26 protein-coding genes are annotated in these 26952 nt (G+C 57.3%); 19 read left to right on the top strand and 7 right to left on the bottom strand.

Annotated features, from left to right (window positions below; translation table 11 throughout):
• The 19 genes from ABIZ35_RS06490 to ABIZ35_RS06400 form a co-directional block, all read left to right on the top strand.
• A partial coding sequence (locus tag ABIZ35_RS06490; protein ID WP_348219065.1) for a hypothetical protein occupies positions 1–1393 on the top strand: 1393 nt, incomplete at its 5' end.
• Between the two features lie 11 nt (positions 1394–1404).
• Positions 1405–2913, top strand: a complete 1509-nt coding sequence (gene mptB, locus ABIZ35_RS06485; RefSeq protein ID WP_348219064.1) for a polyprenol phosphomannose-dependent alpha 1,6 mannosyltransferase MptB — start codon at positions 1405–1407, stop codon at positions 2911–2913.
• A gap of 265 nt (positions 2914–3178) precedes the next feature.
• The gene (locus ABIZ35_RS06480) at positions 3179–3364 is read left to right on the top strand and encodes a Flp family type IVb pilin (RefSeq protein WP_348219063.1); all 186 of its coding nucleotides are present in this window, start codon (positions 3179–3181) and stop codon (positions 3362–3364) included.
• 145 nt (positions 3365–3509) lie between these two features.
• Positions 3510–3692: a Flp family type IVb pilin gene (locus tag ABIZ35_RS06475; protein ID WP_348219062.1), complete on the top strand. Its 183-nt coding sequence runs from the start codon at positions 3510–3512 to the stop codon at positions 3690–3692.
• Between the two features lie 64 nt (positions 3693–3756).
• Positions 3757–3945 carry a hypothetical protein gene (locus tag ABIZ35_RS06470; protein ID WP_348219061.1) on the top strand — a complete coding sequence of 63 codons (189 nt, stop codon included), beginning with the start codon at positions 3757–3759 and terminating at the stop codon, positions 3943–3945.
• Between the two features lie 214 nt (positions 3946–4159).
• On the top strand, positions 4160–4615 hold the full coding sequence (locus tag ABIZ35_RS06465) for a TadE/TadG family type IV pilus assembly protein (protein WP_348219060.1): 456 nt from the start codon (positions 4160–4162) through the stop codon (positions 4613–4615).
• A 14-nt stretch (positions 4616–4629) separates the two neighbouring features.
• Entirely contained in the window at positions 4630–6276 is a 1647-nt protein-coding gene (locus tag ABIZ35_RS06460; RefSeq protein ID WP_348219059.1) for a Tad domain-containing protein, read from the top strand.
• A 16-nt stretch (positions 6277–6292) separates the two neighbouring features.
• Complete coding sequence (locus ABIZ35_RS06455) at positions 6293–6820, top strand: A24 family peptidase (RefSeq protein WP_348219058.1); 528 nt, start codon at positions 6293–6295, stop codon at positions 6818–6820.
• A 250-nt stretch (positions 6821–7070) separates the two neighbouring features.
• Entirely contained in the window at positions 7071–8087 is a 1017-nt protein-coding gene (gene cpaB / locus ABIZ35_RS06450; RefSeq protein ID WP_348219057.1) for a Flp pilus assembly protein CpaB, read from the top strand.
• 100 nt (positions 8088–8187) lie between these two features.
• Positions 8188–10167: a pilus assembly protein N-terminal domain-containing protein gene (locus ABIZ35_RS06445; protein ID WP_348219056.1), complete on the top strand. Its 1980-nt coding sequence runs from the start codon at positions 8188–8190 to the stop codon at positions 10165–10167.
• 6 nt (positions 10168–10173) lie between these two features.
• Positions 10174–11424, top strand: coding sequence for an AAA family ATPase (locus ABIZ35_RS06440; RefSeq protein WP_348219055.1), 1251 nt, complete (start codon positions 10174–10176; stop codon positions 11422–11424).
• 248 nt (positions 11425–11672) lie between these two features.
• Entirely contained in the window at positions 11673–12956 is a 1284-nt protein-coding gene (locus ABIZ35_RS06435) for a CpaF family protein (RefSeq protein ID WP_348219066.1), read from the top strand.
• A 12-nt stretch (positions 12957–12968) separates the two neighbouring features.
• Positions 12969–13964: a type II secretion system F family protein gene (locus ABIZ35_RS06430; RefSeq protein WP_348219054.1), complete on the top strand. Its 996-nt coding sequence runs from the start codon at positions 12969–12971 to the stop codon at positions 13962–13964.
• Between the two features lie 11 nt (positions 13965–13975).
• Positions 13976–14911: a type II secretion system F family protein gene (locus ABIZ35_RS06425; protein WP_348219053.1), complete on the top strand. Its 936-nt coding sequence runs from the start codon at positions 13976–13978 to the stop codon at positions 14909–14911.
• A gap of 172 nt (positions 14912–15083) precedes the next feature.
• Positions 15084–15545, top strand: a complete 462-nt coding sequence (locus ABIZ35_RS06420) for a hypothetical protein (RefSeq protein WP_348219052.1) — start codon at positions 15084–15086, stop codon at positions 15543–15545.
• Positions 15546–15703: 158 nt separating this feature from the next.
• Entirely contained in the window at positions 15704–16321 is a 618-nt protein-coding gene (locus tag ABIZ35_RS06415) for a hypothetical protein (protein ID WP_348219051.1), read from the top strand.
• Positions 16322–16365: 44 nt separating this feature from the next.
• Positions 16366–16842 carry a GNAT family N-acetyltransferase gene (locus tag ABIZ35_RS06410; protein WP_348219050.1) on the top strand — a complete coding sequence of 159 codons (477 nt, stop codon included), beginning with the start codon at positions 16366–16368 and terminating at the stop codon, positions 16840–16842.
• Positions 16843–16921: 79 nt separating this feature from the next.
• Positions 16922–17911, top strand: coding sequence for a Gfo/Idh/MocA family oxidoreductase (locus ABIZ35_RS06405; RefSeq protein ID WP_348219049.1), 990 nt, complete (start codon positions 16922–16924; stop codon positions 17909–17911).
• Between the two features lie 5 nt (positions 17912–17916).
• On the top strand, positions 17917–18897 hold the full coding sequence (locus ABIZ35_RS06400) for an aldo/keto reductase (protein ID WP_348219048.1): 981 nt from the start codon (positions 17917–17919) through the stop codon (positions 18895–18897).
• Positions 18898–18962: 65 nt separating this feature from the next.
• On the opposite strand, the gene ABIZ35_RS06395 is transcribed toward ABIZ35_RS06400, so the two are convergent.
• The 7 genes from ABIZ35_RS06395 to ABIZ35_RS06365 form a co-directional block, all read right to left on the bottom strand.
• The gene (locus ABIZ35_RS06395) at positions 18963–19865 is read right to left on the bottom strand and encodes a hypothetical protein (protein WP_348219047.1); all 903 of its coding nucleotides are present in this window, start codon (positions 19863–19865) and stop codon (positions 18963–18965) included.
• A 64-nt stretch (positions 19866–19929) separates the two neighbouring features.
• Complete coding sequence (locus tag ABIZ35_RS06390; RefSeq protein WP_348219046.1) at positions 19930–20763, bottom strand: class I SAM-dependent methyltransferase; 834 nt, start codon at positions 20761–20763, stop codon at positions 19930–19932.
• Positions 20764–20796: 33 nt separating this feature from the next.
• Positions 20797–22842, bottom strand: a complete 2046-nt coding sequence (locus ABIZ35_RS06385; protein ID WP_348219045.1) for a sodium:solute symporter — start codon at positions 22840–22842, stop codon at positions 20797–20799.
• A gap of 24 nt (positions 22843–22866) precedes the next feature.
• Positions 22867–24540: a beta-N-acetylhexosaminidase gene (locus ABIZ35_RS06380; RefSeq protein ID WP_348219044.1), complete on the bottom strand. Its 1674-nt coding sequence runs from the start codon at positions 24538–24540 to the stop codon at positions 22867–22869.
• 30 nt (positions 24541–24570) lie between these two features.
• On the bottom strand, positions 24571–25677 hold the full coding sequence (locus ABIZ35_RS06375; protein WP_348219043.1) for a GntR family transcriptional regulator: 1107 nt from the start codon (positions 25675–25677) through the stop codon (positions 24571–24573).
• Positions 25678–25827: 150 nt separating this feature from the next.
• Complete coding sequence (locus tag ABIZ35_RS06370) at positions 25828–26037, bottom strand: hypothetical protein (protein ID WP_348219042.1); 210 nt, start codon at positions 26035–26037, stop codon at positions 25828–25830.
• Between the two features lie 3 nt (positions 26038–26040).
• Complete coding sequence (locus ABIZ35_RS06365) at positions 26041–26937, bottom strand: hypothetical protein (protein WP_348219041.1); 897 nt, start codon at positions 26935–26937, stop codon at positions 26041–26043.
• Positions 26938–26952 lie beyond the last annotated feature (15 nt).

Raw genomic sequence — 26952 nt, 5'->3', positions numbered from 1 at the left:
AGAGGCGGCGCTGGTCGCGCTGACATTCGTGCTGGTGTATGTCCACGTCCTGCGTGAAACCGAGGGAAGTCCGATCACGGCCTTTCTTCTGGCGGTCGCAGCGGCGATCGTTTCCTGTGGCTTCTTTCAGCCTCGCCCGCACCTATGGACATACTTGTTTCTTGCCCTCACGATCACAGCCATGATGGCGCTCCGGCGCTCGCCGGCATCCTGGCGATACGCCTGGCTGCTTCCTGTGACATACCTACTCTGGTCGAACGTTCACGCAGGCGTCATTGTCGGCGTGGGGATCGTGTTTGTCTTTGCGTTGGGCGACGTCCTGGAGGCGCGCGCTTCGGCGGAAGCACGTGCGGCTCTCTTGACTCGCGCCAAAAACACTGCTCTTCTGGGAATTGCATGCGCCGCGACCACGCTCGCTACGCCCTACGGCTGGCGAATGTACGAAAACATGGGGGCGACGCTCGGAAACACCACCATGATCAACATTGTCAGCGAGTGGGCGTCGCCAAATTTTCACGATGCGGACGGTAAAGTGCTGGAAGCTTTTCTTGCACTGCTGGTTTACGGAATCGCGTTCACGCGCCGCAAACGCGAGTGGGCTCCCTTGCTGATATTGACTTTGATGGTCCACGAATCTCTAGCGGCAAGCCGCAATGTTCCTTTGTTTGCGATTTCGTGCATCATGCTGTTCGCAGGGGATATTTATTCGAGTTTCTCACGGCATTTGTCCAGGTTCGGCAGCATGGAGACATCGCTCTTCGGCCGTTATCCCTCAGCCATTTCGGTTGCTGCGGTCGCGGTCGCGATCTGCGCGTCATCGGGCATGCGCGCCGCAACAGTCCTTCGAAGCGACGGACGCTCCGGCGCTCCTTTGGCGCCGCGCATCGCGACCGCCAGCTTCAAGCTTCAATCGTTCCCAGCCGCCGCCTGCCGATTTATGGAGGCTGAAGAGTTTCCCGTCTCCATAAAACTCTACAACATTTATGATATTGGTGGTTATATGATCTGGCGCCTTCCGCAATATCCCGTCTATATCGATGGTCGCGCCGATGTTTACTTTGGTCAAACCCTCGATGAAGCCGGCAAAATCTATCAAATGCCCTACGATTGGCGCGCAATATTCGACAGAAGGGGAGTCGATGTGATTGTGACGACCGCGTCGCAAAATCAAACGCGGGTTTACTTGACTGCCCCGGACTGGGCGCTGGTCTATGCGGACCGTCCGGAGCTTAAGAACAGTGGGAAAAATAAAACGGCGAAGGTCAATGCTCTGATATTTGTCAAGCGTGTCCCAAAATACGACGCTCTCATCGCTCGCTGCCGACGCGACTGCCCGGCGACGGCCCAGATGCGCCAGATCGCCGGCGCCGGCGATTATGCCTCACTGCGATAGGAATCCCAGCCTTGACTGAAGCGACCAAGCCAATTCGCCGTCCCTATCTCGCCCATCTGCTGCTCGCTCTGTTTTTTCTGGAGTTGGCGGCGTTCGCTGCGCTCCAATATCTGCTTCCGCATTCGTTTCAGTCTCTCTGGAACGTCAACAAGAAGGGCGTGGATCAATTTGCCATGGCGCTGCTGGGGCGCGTACCCACCCCGCTTTCGGATCATAATTTCCGCCTTGCGTTTCGCGTTCTGCTGGTGTCTCTGTACGTAACTTACGCCCTGGGATTGATCTTCGCACGCCGTCTGCCCGCCATGACCACGGGCAAGGCGCTTGCGATCGTCGCAGCTGCGGGCGCAGTCGCCGCAGTGCTGATCCCGCCCTCACTGTCGTCCGACATTTACTCGTACGTTGCCTACGCAAGGCTGCCCGAACACGGCCTCAACCCTTATTTTCACTCCCCACAGGCGCTGATTGATGCGGGGGATCCCATTGCGCGCTTTTTGCCGCGATCGCTACAGGATCCAACCGGACACCGGGTCGCCTGGAACATTCCCACGGTGTACGGACCGGTTTGGACTATGCTGGCGATCGCAGTGACCAAAATCACCGGCGCATCGCATCTCTGGGGCGCCTTGATGGGGATGAAACTCATCGAGTTAGGCGCGCTCCTGGTCGCCGCTCTCAGTGCGGGCAGGATTGCTCGGCGTCTTGACCCAAAGCGCGCCGCCACCGCCATCCTTACGATCGGCCTGAACCCACTGGCGCTGATTGAGGGCGTTGGGTCCGGGCATAACGATCTTTTGATGATCGCCTTTGCGCTGCTGGCTGCGGCGTGGCTGCAGGAGCGCCGCCCCGCGCTGGGCGGACTGGCGCTTGGGATTTCCATCGGCGTCAAATTCATCACCCTCGGACTTCTCCCCTGGCTGCTGATCGATTTGTGGAAGAGTGAAAAGCTTGGACGATGGCGCGCCGTGGGGGCGGCGTGCGCTGGAGCGATTGCGCCGACGGTTTTGTGTTATGCGCCGTTTTGGCATGGGCTCGCGACGCTCGGAGCGCTGGCCAACCGCAGCCATGCGATCCCGAAAGCCGCCGGGGCCGCGCCGGCGACGGATGCGCTTCCCCACTCCTCGCTGCTGTTGACCGCGCTGCACGACCACCAGACGATCCTGATCCTGTATGCGGCTCTTACGCTGGCGGTTGCTTTTAGCCGGCTGCGCGGCGTCTGGGTTCTAGCCTGGGCCGTCTTCTCCTCGGCGTTTATTTACTATTCCATGGGAATTTGGTTCCCATGGTATGTGCTCTGGCCCTGGTTAGTTGTTCTTGCATGTGGACTGAGAGTTCCCGGGCGCATCGGAATCAGCATCTTTCTGGGACTTATTGCGCTGGCGCTCTCCAGCTTTTACGCTATTTTCTCCGGAACAGACGCTTTGAAGCTTCTGGAAGGGGTCGTTTTGGTCTGTTTTTTCCTGATTCCGGCAGAATATTATGCCTGCTTAGTCAGAAAGAAAAAATATTTAAAAAATATTTAAAATCATGTGCGTATTAAGCAAATAAGCTGTATAATGAACTCGGCAAGGGAATAGTAACGAAGAGAGCAGACACACAGACTGTAAGCCGACTTCCTCCTATTGCCTGGATGCTCATACGCTCGTTCGCCATTCTCACATTTTCGCCATCTGGTACTTCACAGATGGCAAAGGCCAGAAGACCGGTACTTTTAGGCTTCTGGAGTTCACCACAATATCCCTTTATGGGATTAGACAAACAGCCTAAGGGCTAAGGAGTTTCGTTCAAATGATCAGCACCCTGAAAACCGTCACCAGCAAGTTCATCCGCGAAGAAGATGGCGCGACCATGGTCGAGTACGTCCTGCTCGTCGCTCTGATCGGCGTTATCGCCATCGGCGCCATGAAGTTCCTCGGATCCTCCGCGGGCGCCAAGCTGAACACGGTCGCCGGCAACGTCACCTCCAGCAACTAATCTCAAAATTAGCGTTATGCTTTCAGCCTCTCCTTCCTTGGAAAGAGAGGCTGAAGATTTAAAGCCTGTATTGACCAATGCATCGACGCCAGTTCTTACGGCGCGTGCGCTATCTTCTTATTTTATCGATTGTGAAGCTATAACCATGCAATCCATCAAAAACAATGTTTATAAGTTTGTTCGCGAAGAAGACGGCGCGACCATGGTCGAGTACGTCCTGCTCGTCGCTCTGATCGGCGTTATCGCCATCGGCGCCATGAAGTTCCTCGGGTCCTCTGCGGGCAATAAGCTGAATAAGGTCGCCGGCAACGTCACTTCCAGCAATTAAAGGCGCGTGCGTCGATTACTGAAAGTGTTCTTGCTGCCGGTCGAGTAAATCTAGGAGAATTGTGATGACTACCCTCAAATCGTTTATTCTTCGCCTCGCGAGCAATGAAGATGGGGCGGTCGTGGTTGAGTATGTGTTTCTTCTGATATTCATCGCGATGGTCGCTCTTGGCGCCATCCGAACGTTTGGCGGAGCCGTTACGAACAAAATGGGCGACAACAATAACAGTGTCGCCAACGCCTTTGGCAATTAGCCAGGCTTTCCAAGCCGCCGAAACCCGCAAGGGAACACGGCGGTTTTGATAGCTTGGCTCTCTCGCATGTCAGGTTAATGGAAGCACGCTCACAATTTTGTTGGGCGTCCCCAAATTATCTCTCGTTAGAAAGAGAATGTTCATGAGAAGGTTTTCGCGTGTAATTCTCAAAACCCCGCCGCGACGGACACGACGCAACGCAGGCGCTCTCGTCGTGGAAATGGCGCTTTGCCTCCCCCTGCTGATATGGCTCACATTTGCGATTATTGAGTACGGGATCGTGATCAATACCACAATGACTCTGACTCAGTTAGCACGTGATACCGCACGGTTCGTCGCCATCCATGGCGGGGAGACCAACGCAGACGCGGCAGCTACTGTCAACGGCAGTATCAGAGCGTTTTTAAAAGCGGAATGTGCTGGCCAATCAATCAACTATTCTGATTTGACGGTTGTTATCGGCACAATGGATGCTGGCACTGGGGTTGTCACGGCAAATGCCGCATCAGCGCGACTTCAAGGTAACGTTCAAACAGTGCAAATTTCTTATTTCATGGGGAATAAGATTTCAGTGTCAGCGAAGTTAGTACCAGGCTTGTCCTCATTTACCGACAACACAAAGCCGGTCATCAAAAAGTCAAGCGTTATCTCCGAGAAAGCTCCTGGGTAGAGAGTACTCAACAAATGAAAACTATTACAGTGAGCACACGAAATTCACAGCGCGGATTTGCTTTTGTTTGGTTGGCGCTCGGTATGACCGCATTAATGGGAATGGGGGCTGTTGCGATCGACATTAGCATGTGGTACGCCAGAAAGGCGGACCTACAAAAGACCGCTGACAATGCGTCGCTTGCCGGCGCTTTTATGCTCGCCCACGGCGGCACGATAGCGCAGGCTGTTGATAAGGCTAACCAGATCGCGTCTTTAAACGGCTATTCTCTCACGATGCCGGCAGATCACTCCAATCCGAATGCGACATCCGCATCGGACATCAAATATCCTGTTGGCACGCACAACAGCTGGTTTTCGGTGCGAGTGCAAAACAGCCAAATACCGTTCTTCGCGCGTGTATTGGGACATGGCGCACAGCATCTCGAAGCCACGGCAACCGCTGAATACCAAGCTTACGTAGACGCCCCTATTCCAGTAACGGAAGCAGGATACAATGGCCTCGACACGAATTATTCAGTCTTTGGCCCGTATGCTTGGCGAGCCTACGGCGATCAGTACAGTCCCATGTACGAAAGCACGTCGACTCCGGGTCCGAAATACGTCAGTGGTACGAGTGGACCGTTGCTGTCTAATAACGATTTCACCAACAACCAAAAGGGCTATGACTTCACAATTACTGTGCCATCGGATTTTAGCACCAAAAATCCTGGTAAAAAACTTCAGATCGACATCTTCGATCCGGACTGCATTAACAAAGGCGGCGCCACAGACGCGAGTGCGATTGTTAAGGATCCTCTTACTGGCCTGATTACCGGCGGAACGATCGATGAAATCCGCAATGGGCAATCAGGCAGGACAGACGACTATACAAAAACTGACTTCAAAGTTGTGTTTACCCCAGATGCATTGGGCTCCACAGATAAAGTCATCGCGGACCAAGTGTACTGGAAAGACGCCACTACGGATTTGCAATGGGTAACGCCGCCTGGATTTACGTTTGACCCGGCTGCGACGATCAGCCAATATGGCAGCGGTCGTTTCCACGTTCAGGTAAAATCAATCGATGGATCCAGTGAAAACGGGTTTAATATTCGCTCAGGTCCTGAGGTAGCTGCGGCGGATCTCAAATCAGTAACCGTGAGCGGCCAACAGTATACGCTCTCAAATATTTCGGAAACGGCTTGGCACAATAAGTACAGCGGTGATCCCGCAACCGCAAGCGCCGGTAAAAATGGCACACAGGTGGCCGCTCATGGCCGTATCCCATTGAACTTCAATGCGAACGGTAAAGCGGATATTTTGCTGGGTTACGTTCCCGCGAATGCTGCGGGAGGTACGATTACGGTGGATCGGTTTGATACAGATATCGCTCCCTCCGGTCAGTCCAATATAAAAGTCACCTATACATGCGATACGCTTGGGACAGGCGACTACACAGGATGGGATTCTGGCCACCAAGTCAGCTGGGGCTCCTTTGTTCCTGGGGTATGCAACAACACGGTGCAAACAGACACAATCCCCTTGTCACCCACTTACTCTGGAGGAAACTGGACCGCGCATTACTGGGCGGGAGGTCAGGACTCCTCCAGCTGGACTTTACACGCCACCGTTCCTGGAGGCAGTATTAATCTAGTCGGCGACGTGGGGCAGCTGCACTAACTCAATGATCTCTGCAATGCTGATTCCGGTTCTGCTCACGATCGTTCTGCTCATCGCCGTCTTCACGGACATTCGAACGCAGAAGATATACAATTGGCTGACATTCCCAGCCATCGGGCTGGGAATCGTCATCAACATATGTCTGCACGGGTGGCATGGTTTGACGTTCGCCCTTTGCGGCATGGGCATCGCCTGTTTGTCATTGTTCATCACGGGCGGCATGAAGTTCGGCGATATGAAGCTGTTTATCGCCGTAGGCTCTATGATGGGGCCTGGTTTCATGCTGATCGCTCTTCTTTGCACGTTTGTGGTTTCCGGCGTACTCGGCATCCTGTACGCGTGGAAGAAGGGCGTGCTGCGTCATACGGTGAAAAACACGCTCACCGGACTTCAATTGCTTCTCACTCTGAAATCGCTCAACAGCCTCAAAGCAATGGCGAGCGAATCCAAAGCCGGATATATGGCGTATGCTCCCTCGATCGCACTCGGCGTCGCCGTTGCTGCTTATCTGCTCAAAACGGGCGCTCTCGTAAAACCTTTTTAAAATCCCTCATAAGAAAACGAGCACATTGTTCGTTCTCGTGTTATAATTCAGAACGAGACGATGCTGGGAAGTGCTTTAGACGCAGTTCAGAATTGTTGTAACCACACTCACAACATTTTTACGCACACCCAAAGCTCGAATTGCCCAGTTCTACACAGTCGAAACACCTGTTTTGACGACAATAGCCTAGACGACGCATATCCGCGACCCACAATCGCGCACAGAACACTATCGATAGGATTACAGCACTATGTCCACTCCTTCCGACAAAACACTTCGCCTTGAGCGCACAAAGCTCAACCCGCAGGGACCCAAGGGGCGCAACACAACGCTGATCATCGCGGTGGTCGCAGGATCGGCGGCGGCCTTGCTGGCGTTTATTCTCTTAAGCCGACGCCCAACGGAGACGGCCCCCGCCCCCGTCGCGGTGGTAGCGCCGGTAATGTCGTCAATCGTTGTGGCGAGCAAGGATATCCCCGCTCGAACGATCATCACCAATGATATGGTGAAGATCGACAACGTGGCGCAGACGAAGCTGACCGGACAAGAGTCGGCGCTACCGGCCGATGTTCTTGGAAAAGTCGCCAACGTGCCGATCGCTGCGGGCGCGCCGATTATGACGAGCGCCGTGATGGCGAAAGATCCTGGTCTCGGCTTATCGTACACGTTCCCCGCCGAGTTCCGGGCCATGACAATTGCGCTCGATCCGGTCAGCAGCGTCGCCGGCTTCCTCAAGCCTGGAGACCATGTGGATGTGCTCTCGACGTTTGACGCCGGGCACGGACAGTCTCTGACCCGAACTGTTCTGCAGGATGTCACCCTGCTCGCCACCGGTCAGACGGCGATGCAGTCCTACTCCGCGGGATCCGGCGGCGTACTGAACTCGGGAGCAAATCCGGCCACAACGGACGGAACCGCGCCGAAGGCCCAGGATATCCCGAACGCCACGGTGATCGTCACTCCGAAAGACGCACAGACGCTCATGCTGGCCGCCTCCAAGGGCAAGCTGATGCTCACTCTGCGCGCGGCTGGCGACACGCTCAAGCAGGAAATCCCATCCGTCCGCCTGAGCGCGGTTTCCACCATTCCCCCGGATTATGGCGGCGTCCCCGCTCCGCGCCCGCAGCCGGCTCCTTACAACCCGCCGGTTCCGCTGGTCGCCCCACTGCCTGGGCCGTCGGTCGCCACAACGAATATCATTCCGATGCCAAGCACGGTTACCGTGATCCGCGGCTCGGCGGCCAGTTCGGTCTCGGTCGGCCCGTAAGCTTTGCGTCGACCGACTGTGTTTCGCAATCCGAAGATGACGAATAAGATGGCGATAGGATCAATCCCTATCGCCGCGACGAGAGATACAATTGCAAAAAATGAATCAAAAACGGAACACATGCGCACTTCTCGCCCTCACACTGACGACTCTGCCCGCACTGTCGCCGACAGCGAACGCCGGAACCCCAGTGGCGAAAACGAACTACCGCCCAGCGCACACCCGCGCCGTGACGCGGCGCGTTCATAATCGTTCGTGGAGCCGCCGCAGCGTCGCCCGCGCACAAACCATGGTATCCGTGCCGGTTGTTGCGCCGCTTCCGAGCGCGCAGCCGTCGCTGGCGGGCTGCTACGATCCGAAGGCAAGCGCTCAGCGCATGTCCTCGAGTCTGGCCCCGGCGCCGATCATCCCACTGCTGCAGCCTTCGCCGGTCACGGCCCCTATCGCCCCCGCCGCCGCCGCGAGGGCGCCGCAGAAGGCCAAGACGATCGTCAAGACGCTGCACGCCGGCGAATCCGATGTCCTGGAGTTCGACGGCATCACCACAACCGCCGTCGGCGATCCGGCTGTCGCCGACATCGTTCCGCTTTCCACCCGGCGTTTGCTCATTAACGCCAAGTCGGCGGGCAAAACCACGATCTTCGTATTCGACTCGCGCGGCAAGAATATCGTACGGGTCAGTGTTGAGCCGGGACAGAACATGATCCCGATCGCACAACGAATCGAAGAAGAAATCGGTGTGCCGACGATTACGGTGCGCGCCGTCAACGAAACCATCTTCCTGGAGGGCTCCGCGCCGACGCAAGCCTCTTCCTCGATGGCCGAGGCGATCGCCAGCGCTTATACCGCCAAAGTCAAAAATCTGGTCGTCATCGGCGAGCAGACGCATATTCTGACACTCTCCGAGCGCTACGAAAAGCTTCTGTCGGAGAATCTCGCAAACACCGGTATTGAAGTCGGCGTCATCGACGAGAAGACGATTGCGCTGACCGGCAAATACGCCTCCCCGATTGGCTCCGCCGCCACTCAGACATTCGCCGGTGATATCGAAGGCTCCTCAAACTCGACCGTGAAAAAGTATGTGGATCCACTGGAGAGACTGCTGGCGTCTTTGCCGACGGAACTGAAAGTCGTCAATCTGATCAACTTCCAGCAGCGCGAAGCGCAGCAAATTCTGGTGCGAACCCGGATCATTGACATTGACCGCAATTCCACCAAAAACATCGGGTTGGATTGGGGATCAGTCAATTACACCGGTGGGACCGCAGGCGGCCGAACACAGTTCGAGATTCTCCCTGGGAGCTTCCGCTTCGGTCAGCCAGACGGTCCTCCTACTGGAAACTTGTTGGGAGGCGGCAATCTGGCGCGGCTCCAACCGCTCGGCGCGTCTCTCAGCGCTCTGATCACGGAAAACAAGGCTCGTGTTTTGTCCGAGCCGAGCATGCTGGTTTTGGATGGCAATGAGGGAAGCATTCTCGTCGGCGGCGAACTGCCGATCCCGGTCATCCAGCCTGGCGGCGGCAGCGCCACTACGATCCTGTACCGGCCTTTCGGTATCCGGCTCAGTGTGGCTCCCACCATTGTTTCGGACGATACGATCCAATTGACGGTGACGCCTGAAGTCAGCCAGATCGACAACATCAACGGAATCATTTCCAATGGAAACAATATTCCCGCGCTGAGCGTGCGCCGAGAAACATCGACGCTGCAGATGAAGGACGGACAGACGCTGGTCATCGGCGGCCTTTACTCCAACAATCTGTCTCGCGTCGTGAAGGAAATCCCGCTGCTGTCGAAAATTCCGATCCTCGGAGAATTCTTCAAGCAGACGTCCACGAAGAAAGACGAAACGGAGCTGCTCGTTCTGGTCGAGGCGCAGATTGTCAAGCCAACGACCAAGGGCGTTCAGCCCCCGGCTCCTGGCAGTTTGGAGAATCTGGGAATCACACGACCGCACGTTCGGCGACATGAGTTCGATCAGGACTACCCGGAAATTCAAAACTTCTTGCGGCCCGACGGCGAGCGGCCGAAAGAAGAGATCTTTATGCCTGACAAGCCGACCACTCCGGATGGAAAGTAACTAGTTATGATCCGTGTACTGATAGCGGACAGTAACCCTCCTTCGCGCGAAATTCTGCGGGCGCACCTCGCATCCGACGCGGAGATGGAAATTGTCGGATTGGCGCGCGATGGGCAAGAAGCACTACAGCTTGCCCATCAATATCGACCAGATGTCGCCCTGCTCGCAGCCGACCTTTCCGTGCAGGATGGCTTTCAAACGGCAGAGTATCTGGCGGGTGTCGGATACCTTCCGACACAATGCATCATTCTGTCAGAAACCAATACGATCGATCAGCTCCGCCGCGCCATGCGCAGCGGAGCCAAAGAACACCTGAGCCTTCCCGTCAGCCGTACGGATCTGATCAAGACGGTGCGGGAAGTGTATCAGGAAGAGCAGCGGCGGCATACGCCCTCGTTCGCTCAGGCGGCCGACCCCAAAAAGACAACCAAGGTTATCTCCATCACGGGCGCCAAAGGCGGGATCGGCAAGACGACGCTCGCCACCAACCTTGCGATCTCCATCGCGCAGGAAACTCGCGAGCCAACGATCCTGATCGATCTTTATGTGCAGTTTGGCGATGTGGGTATGCTGCTGAACATGGCTCCGCAGCGCACCATCGCCGAGCTCGCCACGCTCGATCCCTCGGAAGTTGACGAGCAGCTTGTCGCCGATTGTATCGCTCAGCATGAATCGGGCCTGCACGTGCTGTTCAGTTCCAAGACCCCAGTGGCGCTTGACTCGATCACCGTTCCATGTATCGAAAACGTCATCGGGCATCTGAAGCAGCACTATCGGTATATCGTGATCGACGTGCCGCCGATTCTGCACACAACGACGCTTTACGTCCTGGCGCACGCCACAACCGCGCTGATCGTGGCGAATCTCTTCGATCTCACCACCGTCAACGACACACGCCAGCTGCTTCAAACGATCCAAGGCAAATACGTGGCGCGGGAAAAGATCAGTCTGGTGCTCAACCGCGTTTCCAAGCAAAACCGCCTCTCGGTATCCGACATCGAATCGACGCTTGGTTATCCGGTCAGCGCCCAGATCCCCAACGATGGCATGGTGGTTCCCGCCGCCGTCAACCAGGGAATGCCCTTTATCGTTTCTCAGCCCAACACTGCGGTATCGCAAAGCATCCGCCAATTCGCGCGCTCCCTTGCGGGGATCGTCAACATGGAGAAGACCATGATGATGAGCGCCGATGAACTCGCCGGCGGCCGTAAGCGCGGCTTCTTCTTTGGCGGGCAAGCCGCCCGGCCCGAGGGTTAAAACACATGGCATTTTTTCGTAAGCGGGACGAACAGCCGCAGCAGCCGGAATATCCTCCGTATGAGCCGCCGCCGTCACGCGCACTGAACCTCGACACCACTCCCGTCGAGCAGCCGCTGCCGACATTCTCCGTCGCCGACCGTCTCGCCTCCGTGATCGAATCGGAAGCGTCGGACGACACGCTGTTCAATATGCGCCGAGCCGGCGGGGACCCGGGCGTCGCCCTCCCCACCCAAACGTCCGCCGATATGGAAAACGCCGTGCCAAACGCGGCGGAGATGACTGAGCTCAAGCAAAAGATTCATAAGCGATTCGTCAAAGACTCCGAGGACGACATCGCCGCTGTCAGCCGCCTATCGCGCGAAGCCTTGACGGAGCAGATCCGTGTTCAGACGAACCAGGTAATCCAGGAGGAAGGGATTACCCTCCCCCAGACCCTGCGCCGACAGCTGCTGGACTCCGTCGTCAGCGAGATCATCGGCTTCGGGCCTCTAGAAGCGCTATTGAAGGACGAGGCTGTGACGGAAGTCATGGTCAACAGCGCACACCAGATCTATGTGGAGCGCAAGGGCAAGCTGACGCGCGCCGTGGAAACCTTCGAAGACGACGCACACGTTCTGCGCATCATCGAACGGATCGTCGCGCCGCTTGGCCGGCGCATCGATGAAAGCTCGCCGATGGTCGACGCGCGCCTCCCGGACGGCTCCCGCGTCAACGCCATCATCCCGCCGCTGGCGATCAAGGGTCCGTCGCTCACGATTCGAAAGTTCGCGAAAGACCCCTATAAGTCCGACGATCTCGTGCGCTTCGGCACCGTTACGCCGCAGATGGTGGAGTTCCTGCGCGCCTGTGTTTATGGACGCTTGAACATCATCGTTTCCGGAGGAACCGGCAGCGGCAAGACGACGACCCTGAACGTATTGTCGTCGTTTATCCCCGACGACGAGCGTATCGTCACCATTGAGGACGCCGCTGAGCTCCAGCTCCAGCAGGATCACGTCGTGACGCTGGAAAGCCGCCCATCGAACCTGGAAGGCAAAGGCGAAGTCTCCATCCGTCAGTTGGTAAAGAACTCGCTGCGTATGCGTCCTGACCGAATCATCGTCGGAGAGTGCCGCGCCGGCGAGGCGCTGGACATGCTTCAGGCGATGAATACCGGCCACGACGGCTCCCTTTCCACAGCTCACGCCAATACGCCGCGCGACGCCGTCGCTCGTTTGGAAACGATGGTTCTGATGGCGGGAACCGCGCTTCCGGTCAAGGCGATCCGCGAACAGATCGCCTCGGCCGTCCAGTTGATCGTTCAGCAGGGACGACTGCGCGACGGAAGCCGTAAGATCACGCACATCACGGAAGTACAGGGCATGGAAGGCGAAGTCGTCGTCCTGCAGGATATCTTCCGCTTCGAACAGCGTGGAGTGGACGCGAACGGCAAGATCATCGGTGAGATGCGGCCGACGGGCCTGCGCCCTAAGTTCATGACAACATTGACGGCGCAGGGAATCAATTTCCCGAAAGACCTATTTCTCTAAGGAGTTTTGCACATGTCGTCCTATATTATCGTCGTGGCAATCTTCTTGGTGACCTGCGGCGGCGTCTACGCGATCACGGAAGTCATGGCGCAGCGCAGCCGGCGCGTCCGCGACCGGCTGAGCAACATTACCGGCGGTTTCACCTACGGAGCCGCCGGCGTTCTGGAGCCGATGGAAGACGCAGCCCCGGTTAGCCGAAGTATGTTTTCGTCCGCGGGAGGCGATGTTCTTCCGACCGTTTCCGCTTACCTTCAAGGCAGCAGTCTTGGCCGTGATCTGCGCATGGCGATGCACCGCGCCGGCGTCAAGCTCCGTCCGGCGGAATTTGTCGGCATCTGTATTGCCTCCGTAATCGGAATGGCGATGATCGGCCTCTTTCTGACGAGCCGCATCTGGATGTGTCTCATCATGGGCGCCATCGGCTACGCGGTCCCGGTCGTCATGCTCAAGATGAAGCAGAACAAGCGCCGCAACGAATTCGATGGGCAGTTGCCGGATGCGCTGACGCTGATCTCTTCCTCCCTTCGAACGGGATACTCGTTCACCAGTTCGTGTGAGATGATCATTACCGAAATGCCAGCTCCGATCTCGGAAGAATTCGCATGGGCTCGCGGCGAAGCGCAGCTCGGCGTTCCAATGGAGCAGGCGCTTGGTCGCATGGTGGAGCGCGTCAATTCCTACGATCTCGACCTTGCCGTCACCGCCGTCTCGATCCAGGTCCAGGTGGGAGGCAACCTTGCCGAAATCCTGGACACCATCGCCAAAACGATCCGTGAGCGCGTGCGAATCAAAGGTGAAATCGACTCGCTGACCGCCGAAGGCAAGCTGTCCGGGTGGATCGTATTCCTACTTCCCGTCGTTTTAGGCCTCTTTCTCAATCTGCGAGATCCGAATTACTTCAAACCGATGTTTAACGACCCGCTGGGACCGACATTGATTATTATTACCCTAGTACTTCAGTTCGCCGGCGGGTTGATCATCAAAAAGATGGTCGCGATCGACGTGTAAGGAACGAAACTATGCTCATTGCCGTCGTACTTCTCATATTTATCTGCACCATGGCGCTTGTCATCGGTCTCGCGTCCCCTAGCCAGGACCGCAATCAGCTGAGCATGCGCATCAGCAACATCGCCCGCACGATGGACGATGAAACCGCCATGAAGTCGCTGGCGGACGCCGAGCTGGACGCATCCTTTGCGGAACGCGTCGTGCGTCCCGCTCTGCGCCAGCTAGCGGGTGTGGCGATGAAGCTCAGCCCCAGCGGCGCAAGCGACGCCACACGAATGCTCCTGATCCGCGCGGGCAACCCTGGAAAGATCGGCGTCACCGAGTTCATGGGCATCAAGCTGATCGCTTTCGTGGTCATGCTCGCCGCCGGATTCTTCGCCTCGAAGATCGTCGCCGACGATATTTTGATGCGACTGGTCGTCATTATCTTTGGAGGCATCGCCGGCCTAACGCTTCCGGACAGCGTCATGCAGCAGATGATTGGGGCGCGCCAGTATAAGATCCGCAAATTTCTGCCGGATACGATCGACCTGCTGATCGTCAGCGTCGAGGCGGGCCTCGGTTTCGACGCCGCCATGGCGAAGGTCGTGGAAAAGGTGAAAGGCCCGATCTCCGAGGAATTCGGTAAGGCGCTGGACGAGATGCGCGTCGGAAAAACTCGCGCTCGCGCGCTCAAGGATATGTCGATCCGTGTGGAGATCCCCGAGGTCACCTCGTTCGTCGCCGCGATCTATCAGTCCGAACAACTCGGCGTCAGCATCGCCAGCGTTCTGCGCGTCCAGAGCGAAAGCATTCGTATCGCACGCACCCAGCGCATTCGCGAAGCAGCCGCCAAGCTCCCGGTCAAGATGCTGTTCCCGCTGATCTTCTGTATCTTCCCGGCCATCTTCACGGTTCTTATTGGACCTGGACTGATCGCGATCATGAACGCCTTCAAAACGATGTAATCGTGTTGAGACAACGCACAATGGATACTAAGAAGCTGGAGATATTTCTCCAGCTTCTTTTTTCATGGCGTGATTAGGAATTTAAAAATATTTCCTCTTGTTAGCATCACTTAATGAAGTAGTATGTTATACTAATATTAGGTTAGACAAACTTCTCAAAGAGGAACCATTGATGAAAATTCTCTCAAGCGCCTTTGTATCCGCTGGAGCATTGATTGCTTTCAGCGCCATTGGAGCTAATGCTCAGACAATACGTGTTCATGATACGACACTTCATCAGCAGCAGCCCTATGGCAGCACTTGGTACTCTATCGATTCCACCTCAGCCTCGCAAAATCCGAACTACCAAACGGTAACAGTCAAGTTTACGGCCTATAAATCTGACTTCTACGCGAACCGAACCAACAATGCGATAATTAAGTTAGTGCTCTTGGACACACTGTCAGGCACACAATCGACAATCAGTACTACCTATCTTACAACAACTTCAACAACATATACGATTAACGTCCCGACTTGGTCTGACACACACCACCGAATCATCGAATCGTGGACAAGCGATCAAACATACGACGCCAATAAGCCGGGATACGATGAAACGCTGTTCCAGACAGACTTCCAAGTTCTCTGGTAATTTTCCAGCGATTGGCTGATTTCAGTGATGGTCAAGAACGCAAAGAGAGCATGCAAAAAGCCGGAGGGATTTCCCTCCGGCTTTTTTTGCATGTTGGAAGAGAGTGGAGTATAATTGTCGCACTGACCGAATTGCCTTGGGAGACCGACGATCGAACCATGCCCCATTCCCGTGACGACATTGTACGCTCCAAGAAAAAGCAAATGCGCGCCCCAGGCGTGAAGCCCGCCGATCCCAAAGATCGCGCGGCTCGCGTGGCGCAGGCGCTGCGCGACCTTGAGCGGATCGGCGCCGCCTTCTCCGTGACCGATGTCTGCGACCGCACAGGCATCTCCCGCGCCACGATTTACCGGCATAAAGAACTGCGCGATCTCATCGGCGCGCGCGGGGACGCGCCGCGCAAGGTGGACGCCGAGGTGCATGAGAAGCTGGAATCGCGCCACCACACCATGAAGGCCAAGGCGCGCGACCTGCGCCGTCAGCTTGCCGAAACCGAAACGAGCTGGGAGGTTATGCGCGAGCGAGCGCTTCAGGCAGAACGCCGTCTTGGGCACGCCGAGCAGCGGATCGAAGAATTGATGCAGCAGCTGGCGCGCTCCGCACAGACCAATACCTCCTCTCATGCGCTGGACGCCGTCGCACGCGACCTTGGGCCAGAGACCGTGCGCCGCGCCAAGCGCCAATTGGCGCGCGCGCTCCACCCCGATCTCTTCGCCAAAGATACCGCCGCCGCCGCTCTGGCGACAGAAATCCTCAAGGCGCTCAACGCCCTCTGATTTCCCATCCCTTCCCAACGTTACGGAAACACTAGGAGCGTCTTATGGCCGATCTGCTTGTCCCGCTTTACAAACTGCCCGCGCGATCCGAGGGTGAGAATGCGCTTCTGGACCAGAATATCCAGATACGCCGTCCCAATACCTTCGAACTTACTCCTGTATTAGAGTTTATCAAAAGCAACTTCTCGCAAGGATGGGCCGATGAGACTGCCGCGACGTTCGGGCGCCAGCCGATCTCCAGCTTTATCGCCATTGAGAACGGAAAAACGGTCGGCTTCGCCGCATTTGATTCGACGCGCCGGGCGTTCTTCGGCCCTACAGGTGTCGCTGTCTCTCATCGCGGCAAGGGAATTGGAAAGGCTCTGCTGATCGCGAGCCTATGGGGATTGTCCGATCTCGGATACGCGTATAGCATTATCGGCAGCGCCGGCCCCGTCGAATTCTACAAAAAAACCGTGGGAGCGATTGTCATTCCGGACAGTTCGCCAGGAGTTTACGCCAATCTGCTGGAGCGTGGTTAAATATTTCCACTCAAGGCGCAGGATTCGAACGCCTTCCGTGGAATATGGGATCGTTCCCATACCGACAAAGGAGCCATACTTGAGCACGACTAAATTTCGCTGGGGCATCATCGGCCTTGGCAGCATTGCGAACCAGTTCGCAACGGGCTTACAATCCGTTCCCGACGCAGAGCTTACGGCGGTCGCTTCCCGCACGCAGGACAAAGCCGACGCCTTTGGAGAAAAACATGGCGCCGCGAAACGATACGGCAGTTACCAGGAACTCGCCGCCGATCCGGACGTCGACGCCGTTTATATCGCTACGCCCCACCCCATGCACGCCGAGGACTCCATCCTGTGTCTTGAGTCCGGCAAAGCCGTGCTGACGGAAAAGCCGTTCACTGTCAACGCCGCGCAAGCGCGCGCGACGATCGAAGCCGCACGAGCGAACAATGTCTTCCTGATGGAGGCGATGTGGACACGGTTCTTCCCGGTCATGGCGAAGGTCCGAGAGCTGATCGCCGCCGAGGCCATTGGGGACCTGCGGATCGTCCAGGCGGACTTCGGTTTCCGAGCGGGCGTCAACCCGGAAAGCCGCCTTTTCAATGCGGCGCTGGGCGGCGGCGCGCTGCTCGATGTCGGAAGCTACTGTCTGTCGCTGGCGTCCATGCTGCTTGGAGCGCCGGAACAGATCACGGGTGTTGCGGAAATCGGCGAGACCGGCATCGATGAACAGAATGGCATTCTTCTGCGCTGCGCCGAAGGACGAATCGCCCTCCTCTCATCCGCCGTTCGCACCAACACTCCGCAGGAAGCGACGCTGATAGGAACCGCTGGCCGAATCCATATCCCCTCTCCCTGGTGGAAACCGTCCAAGCTTGTGCTCACGCGCGACGGTCAGGAAACAGAAACACTGGACCTGCCCTACACCGGTAATGGTTATAATTATCAAGCAGTGGAAGTGGCGGAATGCGTGCGCGCAGGCAAAACGGAGAGCAGTGTCATGCCGCAGGATGAGAGCCTGCGCATCATGGAGACGATGGACGCCCTGCGCAGCCAGTGGGGCCTGACTTACCCGATGGAGCGATAATCAAAATGACGATGGAATATGGCGAGGTTCTGGGAGTCGACAAACGCGTCTCCCGGCTTATCCACGGCACGATCATGCTGTCTCCGGACGCCATCGACGAAGGCTTCGCTCTACTGGACGATGTTTTCGCGCTGGGTTACAACACGTTCGATACGGCGCATGTGTATGGCGGCGGCAACAACGAGCGCCTTTTTGGGCGCTGGATGCGCGAACGCCGCGTTCGCGATCAAGTCGTGGTCGTCGGCAAGGGCGCACACCACAATCAAGACCGGCCGCGCGTCACGCCTTATGACATCACCGCGGATCTGCACGATACGCTCGCGCGCATGCAGACCGATTATATCGACATCTATATCCTGCACCGAGACGATCCCAGCGTCCCGGTCGGCCCGATCGTCGAAGTTTTGAACGAGCATGCGCGCGCCGGTAAGATCGGCGCTTTCGGCGGGTCCAACTGGACCCATACCCGTATCGCCGAAGCCAATGAATACGCGGTCACGAATGGTCTTACTCCCTTTCTCGTGAGCAATCCGAACTACAGCCTTGCGGAGATGGTCAAGGAGCCGTGGGAAAACTGCGTCACGATCAGCGGGCCTTACGGAGCTGAGGCGCGACAATGGTACGCCGACAATGACCAGATCTTGTTCACCTGGTCCAGCCTCGCCGGAGGCTTCTTCTCCGGACGGTTCCGGCGCGATAACCTCAGCGAGTTCACCTCGTATTTCGATAAGCTGTGCGTGGAGTGTTACTGCTACGAGCGAAACTTCGACCGTCTTGACCGCGCCGCTCAGCTTGCCAAGGACAAGGGCGCGACGCTCGCGCAGATCGCCCTCGCCTACGTCCTGAACCAGCCGCTCAAGATCTTTACCTTGGCGGCCGCCGGCGGCAAGGCTGAGGCGCAGGCAAATGTGGAGGCGCTGGGCATCAAGCTGACGCCGGGTGAGCTAGCATGGCTCGACTTGCGCGCGGAGACGCCCGCCGGATAAGATACCACGTTATGACAGATCATGACACGACCGGCGGTATTAAAACCGCCGGTCGTGTGTTTTTCCTACGGCCCCAAATTCACCCAGCCAAGATAGTCGTGAATGGCGTATCCTGCAAACGATGGCCGCGACTGAAATGTCGTCAAATCGCTGGTCAGCATGTTCTCCATGTAAGCATCGCCTTTACCGTAGAATGAGACCGTGCTTCCGGCGTTCGTCGTCTCCACGCCGATCCATACCGGCTTATTGTGCGCGGATGCATAGGCCATTTCGGCTTGCGGGAAACTGGTCAGATTCGTGGCGTTGTTCGTATAGTCCATGATCGCCACTTCATCCGTCAAATCAATTACCCCACGGTCAAGATAATTGAATTGCGATTGGTCCAACCAGAATGGAATTGCTGCGGACAGCGGAATTTGCTGACCCGACGCCGTAATGAGATTTCGAGCGCGGTACAGCAGATCCAAAAGACCATTTTCCAAGGCCGTAGAAGGCCATCCCGGCAATGTGTAAGGCTCGACATCGAATTGAAAACCATCGAAGCGAGTACCCGCCGCGCTTGCGGCGTTAAAACTGAGAAAAGCGCTCACATAGGCGAGGCCGTCGTTTTCATGAGCCGCTGTCGCCCAAGAAGAATCGCCGCACAGGTAAAAAACGCTAATCCCCTTTGCGTGCGCCGTGCTGAGGAAGCTTCGCATCTGCGACGTCCACGTACTGCTGCTGAATTGACTGACCAACCCGCCAAAGAAATAAAGCTTGCCGACTTTATTGGCAGTCTTCCCATACGGCGCCGCGACAAAGTTAAAGAACTGTGTCTGCTGCGCGGAACTAGCGACAATGCTGTCCCCGTTCCAAACCCAGAGCGCCCGCGTGGCGGCGGAAGCGCGAGGGATAGAGCCGCCTGAGAGGACAACCATCATGAATAACACGGCGAAATACGACGAACATTTCCAAAATCGGACGATCATGAGCAATTTCTCCTTTGCTGCAATGAAATGACCGCGAATCTTTTTTAGCGCTTTCACCTCCTTTTCACTTCGCAACAATGGTATAGGACGGCAGTGCGCGGTAAGCGCCGGACGCCGCCAGAGAGCGAAGCACATCGACTTGACTGCCGAGCAAACTCAGCACCTTGGCGGGCAGGGTCGGAGAGTCGAGTTCGACGGCGTAAGCGTGAAGACAGTTGTCAATCTCCCAGCGTGCATCCTGAAGCGCGCTGGAATCCACAGCGTTTTCGGAAGTCTCTTCCCAGCCGGCAGTCTGAAGCATCTTCCTGAGTTTGGCTTTTGAGAAAGGAGTGCGAACATTGGCCTCGCTGTCGGTCCGGTGCGCTTCGATCTGCCCTTGAATTAACACCGAGAGCAAATGAGCCGTCTGGTCAAAGCCTTGCGGCTCTATATCCCATTCCGAAAAGCACAGACGCCGCGCCCAGGGACGGATGTGCTGAAGCGTTTGACGGATCTGGTCCAGATTTGCGAAATACCATGAGCAGTGCGCCATGACTACATAGTCGAACGCATTGTCTTCGAATAGATGCGCCGGGTCAAGAACGTCATACTCGAAGTGAAACGTGATCCGGCGGCCCAGCGGCGAGCGAATCAGCGCGGCCGCCGAATCACCCAGCGTGATCGGAGCGCCATAAGACGGGTCGGCGATATCCACGGCCGTCACATGGCCCTTATCTCCCACGGCAGCCGCCAGAACGGCGGTCATGTCGCCCTGTCCGCAGCCGATCTCTAGAACCTTCGCTCCAGGCAAAATGCCCCACCGATTGAGCAGCTCCGTTCGAAACTGTGTTTGCACAGCTTGAACGTCTGGAGAGATCGCATAGACCGCCATGTGCGCGGAAATCTCGTGTGAGTCCATCAATGAATTCTCCCGCCTGAAGCACGCCGTACCTCATTCGCTGCGGGCGGCGCCCGCAGCAGCGATACTTTGAGGCTCTCGCAGCATCTCTGGATCGAGCATTGAAGACGCCAACCCGACTGTGGGTTCATCGGATCGCACACGGCCATCGTCCAGCGGATCGCGTGAGACCGTCTTCAGAAGTTTCAGTACATCCCGGGTGTCTTTCAGGCCGCCGATCGTAAACCAGACAATGGCCGGCACGCTCTGCGCCACGAGGATCAGCAAATATGTATGCCAGAACTTCGGCCAGAACGTCTCAGGAATCGCATTCCAGACGAAGTGCATCGCGGACACCGCCACAAAGACCAGCCACCAGCCGAGGGTCCAGGCGGCGTAGGCGATCGCCAGCCTGCGGTCGCCCTTGCTGAACTCCTTGCCCATGCCCAGCAGTTCCTGCCATCGGCTCAAAACGACGCTCTTGGTTTCGTGTTCGTGCGGATCCACGGTATACGGTCCGCGATGAAGCATCCGCTCCAGATTGAACGGACGCCGACCGCCCCCTGTCGCAAGCGACACAATCACATACAATGCAAACGCGAGCACGATAGAGATCAGGCCCTGCCACTGTCCGTTGATCGGAAACGGCGTCGTATGATGCGTCTGCCACATCACCGGAAGGATCAGCCCGCCGACGCCGAAAACCGCGCCGACGATGAGTGCGGCGAAAGCGCCGGCTGTCGTGCCAAACCGTGTGTAGAGGCCCCCGATCATGACCGATCCCGCGCCGCCGATCCAGATCGTCCCCGTGATGATCTGAAAGAAGTAAATCTTGTCCGTTTCGACATAGACCAGGCTAAAACAAAAGGCGAAGACCGCGACAAAGAAGATCGACCATCGCAGCCAGCGGACATGCTCTTCCGGCGGCATCGGCTTGTTGCGCAACGGCATCACGACGTCCTGCACAAAGATACTGCCCCAGGAGTGCATGTATGTATCGTGGCAGGTAAACGATAGGAACACCACGACCATCACAAGAAGTCCTTTGATCCCAACAGGCAGCAGATGCGCCAGCGTCACGGGAACGACCATTTCGTTCTGAATGGCTTTGTTGCCGATGTGATGCAGAATATCGTTGACATTCGCCGCCTGAGCCGCGTAATGGGAATCATGCAGGATGGTGAACGCCGCTAGCGGCAGTACCAGGGTCATTAGCGTCAGCGGCGCCTGACGCCACACGGTGATCAAGCTGCCCATGCGCTGCTCGTGCGGGTTGCGCGCCGATGTCATAAAGCCCTGGGCGCCTAACCACGTCTGGCTTCCATAAACCATAACGACGATGCTGATTAAGTAATACCAGACGTTAAAATCCTTAACCTGACTGGTATGAAACGGGTTGAGCATGGAGGCGTTCACCGGCGCGGTTTGCAGAGCGGCGACGGTATGCTCCCACGGAACCATCAGTAGTACGGCGACCGCAATCGCAAGGTATGCGGCGGCGGCGATGATCCCCTGCGCGCACTCCGTGATCATGATCGAGATTTGTCCGCCGGAGTTGACGAAGAAGAGCGCCAGCCCCAGATCGGCGACCATCAGCGCCGGGTAAGTGGCGATGTGCAGTCCCAGCATGGAGAACGTGTCGGGAAGCCCGCAGAAGTAGATCAGAAAGCGCGCGGCGATGGCAGGAAAGATGCCGAAGTTCAAAATTCCCGAAAGCCAGCACAGCAGACCCGCGAAAATTCGGAACTTGCGGCTGTAACGAACCTCGAAGAACTGACCGACGGTCAGCGAGCGCGTTTCACGCAGCCGATAGAACACCCACCCTGTCAGGGCGAGGACGATTGGCAGCGGCGAAGACATCATTCCCCACCAGATCGTCGGAAATCCCGCCGTCGTAAACGCCTGCCACCCCGCGACCAGGGAGATCACGCCGAAGTTCGCCATCTCACCACTGATGGTGAGAAGATAACGGCCGGCGGTACGATTGGCCGAAAGAAAGTCGGCGACGCCGCGCATCAGCGACCCGGCGCTCCAGCTGACCCAGCGCACAAAGAGAATGGCGGCAAAGACAATCGCCCAGTCGATCCAGCTCAGGTTCACGACATTTCCAGCCTTTCCTCAAGATCAGCCGGCGACGGTGACAGCTTCTTCCACTTCGGCGGCGCGCCGAACGGCGGTCGGGACATCCAGCGGCCGATACGCCACTCCCAGCGCCGCCAGACGCTTCACATGAACGCTCAAACGCGCTCGGAAATCAGAATAGTCCCGGCACTCACGGGAAGACCAGGTAACCTCGGACAGGGCCGTCAGGCGCGGAAACGCCATGTATTCGACCTGGGCGGGGGTCGGCATGTACTCTGTCCAGAGCTGCCCTTGCGCCCCCAGGACATGATGCTCCAAATGCGCTGGGATCTTCGCGGGAACGGGCTCGTAGGCGTACACCGTCTCCAGGGTCACGATATCGTTGAACGCCAGCGGCTCGTGAGCCCAATCCTCGGTTTGGTAGTAATCCAGATAGGTATGGCTGTAGGGCGCCATGACCACGTCATGCCCCGCGGCGGCGGCGGTGACTCCGCCCACCTCCCCGCGCCATGACATCACGGCCGCATTCTCGGCCAGGCCGCCTTGCAGGATCTCGTCCCACCCAATCAATCTTCGGCCCTTCAAGGTCAAAAACTCATCCATGCGCCGAATATAGTACGACTGCAATTCCTCTTCATCGCTCAGGCCAAGTTCACGAATACGGGTTTGAGCCACGGTGCTTTCCCGCCACTGTGTCTTGACGGCCTCATCTCCTCCAACATGAATGAATGGAGATGGGAAAACGTCCATCACCTCCGAAAGCACATCCTGCAAAAAGGCAATCGTCGTTTCCAGAGGATTAAACAGCTCGGCGTGGATCCCCCAGCGCGGGCTGACATCAACTCTCATATCTGTGCAGCCCAGTTCGGGATACGCCGCGACGGCGGCCTGCGCGTGTCCGGGCATTTCAATCTCCGGGACAATCGTCACATGCCGGCGGCGCGCATACTCCACCACTTCGCGCATCTGCTCCTGCGTATAGAAGTCGCCGTAAGGCGTCCCATCGAAGACTTGTTCTTCGGGGTCGAAATCCGGGCGCGTGGGGCTCTTCTCCGCAAACCCCACCAGCGTTTCTTCGCGAAACGCCCCAACTCTCGTTAGCTTCGGATACTTTTTGATCTCGATGCGCCAGCCCTGATCGTCGGTCAAATGCAGGTGCAGAATGTTCAGTTTGTGCAGCGCCAGTGTGTCGATAAACTTGCACAGAAACTCCGTCGGCATGAAATGCCGGGAGACGTCCAGCATTGTCCCACGCCAGACAAATCGAGGCGAATCCTCAATCTCGATACAGGGAACAACCCACTCCCGGTCTTCACAGATCTCAGCGCCCAGCATCGATGAGGGCAATAATTGCAATAACGTCTGTAATCCATAGAACAATCCTGCGGAAGAGGCGGCGGCGATCGTCACGCGAGCCGGCGACACGGACAACCGATAACCTTCATCGCCCAGCGCCGCCAGAGTGGCATCCAGAGTAAATTCCAGCCTGGACGCCGCGCCCGCCGGCGTTTGCTCCACCGGCAGCGCAAATCCCAGGGCGGGCGTCAGACGCTCCGACAGCAGCAGCGCTTCGGACCGCGCCTCCGCAGCGGCGACGATCACCGTGCTGTGCGTGAATTGGAAGAAGCCTTCGCGCTGTCTAAGGCGGCTAGGCTTCGGGATGATATGGACGTGTGGGAAACACGCATCGTCGGGCGCACAGGCAAGATACGACATGAATAGTTCCTTGGACAAATAATATCAATGTTAACGCGCCGCCATCAGCGCCGAACGGTTTTCGGCGGTGGATTCGCGTAAGATCAAGTCAGGCTGAAGCACCACGTCCGAGATGTCTTTACCGGACGCGAGCTCGATCAGCGACTCGGCCGCCGACCGGCCGAGCGCAAGACGGGCCTGCCGGACAGTCGTCAGCGCGGGCAGCATATAATCGGCAACGGAAAAATCGCCGAAGCCGACAATGGACAGTCCACGCGGCGAGGAAAGGCCAAGGTCGCGGGCGGCCTTGATCGCTCCTAGCGCCGCGAGGTCGCTGGCGCAGACAATGGCCGTCGGCCGGTGCGTCTGGGTCAGCAGTTGAATGGCGGCGGCGTATCCCGACGCTTCATTGAACCCCTCCCCCGCCTCCGACGCGCCCCGAAGCCCATGCTGCTTCACGGCGTCTCGAAAGCCGCGCAAACGATCCATGGCGTCAAAGTTCGTAGCCGGGCCGCGCACGAACCCAATACGCTCATGGCCAAGCCCGACCAGATGGTTCACGGCGCTCTCCACACCCTTCGCATCGTCGATGTAGACACTCGGAATAGAGCGCCGCCCAGAGTAACGGTTAATAGAGAGGACCCGCAGGCCGTTGTCGCGCAGACGCTCGATCATCTGAACCTGGGCGTCTTCAAACAAGAGACATGCGACGGCGGAGCCAGGCTCCAGAAGATGCGGTGAACTGGCGATTTCATCGCCATGGATCGCCGCCCGATGCCCCGCCGCCTCCATCGCCTGCTGGAAACCTTCCAGCAGCTCAGGGAAGTAGTACGGATCGAGCCGCTGCGCATCCGAGGGAAACAGCAGCGCCATGGGATGCACGGTCCGGGGACCGGCCTCTTGCTGCTCCTTCGGGACAATATAGGTGCCTTTGCCGCGCACACGCAGCAAAACGCCTTCTTCGACAAGATTGGCGATCGCCTGCCGCATCGTCATATGCGCCACTTCAAACCGCCGCGCAAGCTCGAGTTCTCCTGGAAGCCGCTCGTCCGATTTCCATAGACCGGATTCAATTTCCTGGCGCAGAGTACTCGCAACTTCGCGATGCTTCACCACGGACGTTTTCTTGAGATTCACCGGCGATGTCTTTTTGATCATAGCAGTATCGAATGCCTTTGTCTTTGGGATATGCTGTAGAAGCGTAAATTCTATCGCAATGTACGCGATAAATATTCAACAACTCTATATTACCAAAATCCCGCTAAATTTGCCGCAATGATGCAAAAAGAAATCTTTTGGGCTCAACTCTCAGCGCGTGGCGGAGCTCGCCGGCGCCGCGCTCGGCCCCAGCATATCGCGATGCATCGCGTCGCGCGCCGCCGGGCTCATATCGCTGGGCTTGGCGGGGTTTGCGGCGGGAGACTGATGGCTGCATCCGGCGGTTACCGCGACCAGGCCCAGCAGACAGCAGCAGGCGAGATAGACACAGCGAATTTTTCGTTGCTTGGAATACGTCATGGGTTACGGCCTCAAAGTCTGGTAGCGAATGTAGTCGTGGATCGCGTACCCGCGAAATGACGGCTGCGCTTTGAATTTCAGCAGCGCCTGTGCAAGCTGGCTCTCCATGACGGCGTTTCCAACGCCGTAGTACGTTGTCCGGGGCGTGTCTCCGAGGGGGTTCGTTTCGACGCCGATCCAAACGCCCTTGTGCTTGCTGCTGGCGTATGACAGAATCGCGGCGGGATCGCCGACCAACTGCTCGACGGTCGTGACATAGTCCATCACATCGACCTCATCAACCGTGTCGATGATCCGGCGGCCGAGCGCGCCGAACTGCACTCCAGTAAACCAGCGCGGGATAGCCTGGGAAAGAATGACGCGCTGACCAGACGCTTTGATGGCGGCGCGTGAACGCTGCAGCAGATCGACCAAACCGTTCTGGATGGTCGCGGACGGCCACCCGTCCGGCCCTTGCAGTGTATACGGCTCCACGTCGTACTGGAAACCGTCGTAACGCGTATTGGCGGGCGATGTCTTGTTGTAGTTCAGGATCGCCGCGAGATTGCGCAGGCCCTCGGGTTGTCCCTTCGAAGTTGCCCAGCTGGGATCACCGCAGAGATAATCCACTCGAATGTGCTTGCGGTGCGCGGCGGCGATAAACGATCGCAGATGCGCAACCGTGTCGGCATTCTGGAAGTCAGCAGGCTGCATTCCATCGAAATAGATCGTCTTGATTTGATGAGCGGCCACGCCTCGAGGCGCGGCCAGGAATTGGAAGAACGCCGATTGTTTCTTCGCATCCTGCCGGATCGCCGCAGTGTTCCAGACCCAGAGGGCGCGCGACGGAGCAGCGTGGACGACAATAGGAAGCGCGGCGAAGGCCGCCATGGTGAGACAGGTCAGTACATTGCGTTTCATGAAAGAGTATGCGCC

This window comes from Capsulimonas sp., assembly GCF_039929585.1.
Classification (GTDB): Bacteria; Armatimonadota; Armatimonadia; order Armatimonadales; family Capsulimonadaceae; genus Capsulimonas.
This window is presented reverse-complemented; position numbering and strand designations above follow the sequence as displayed.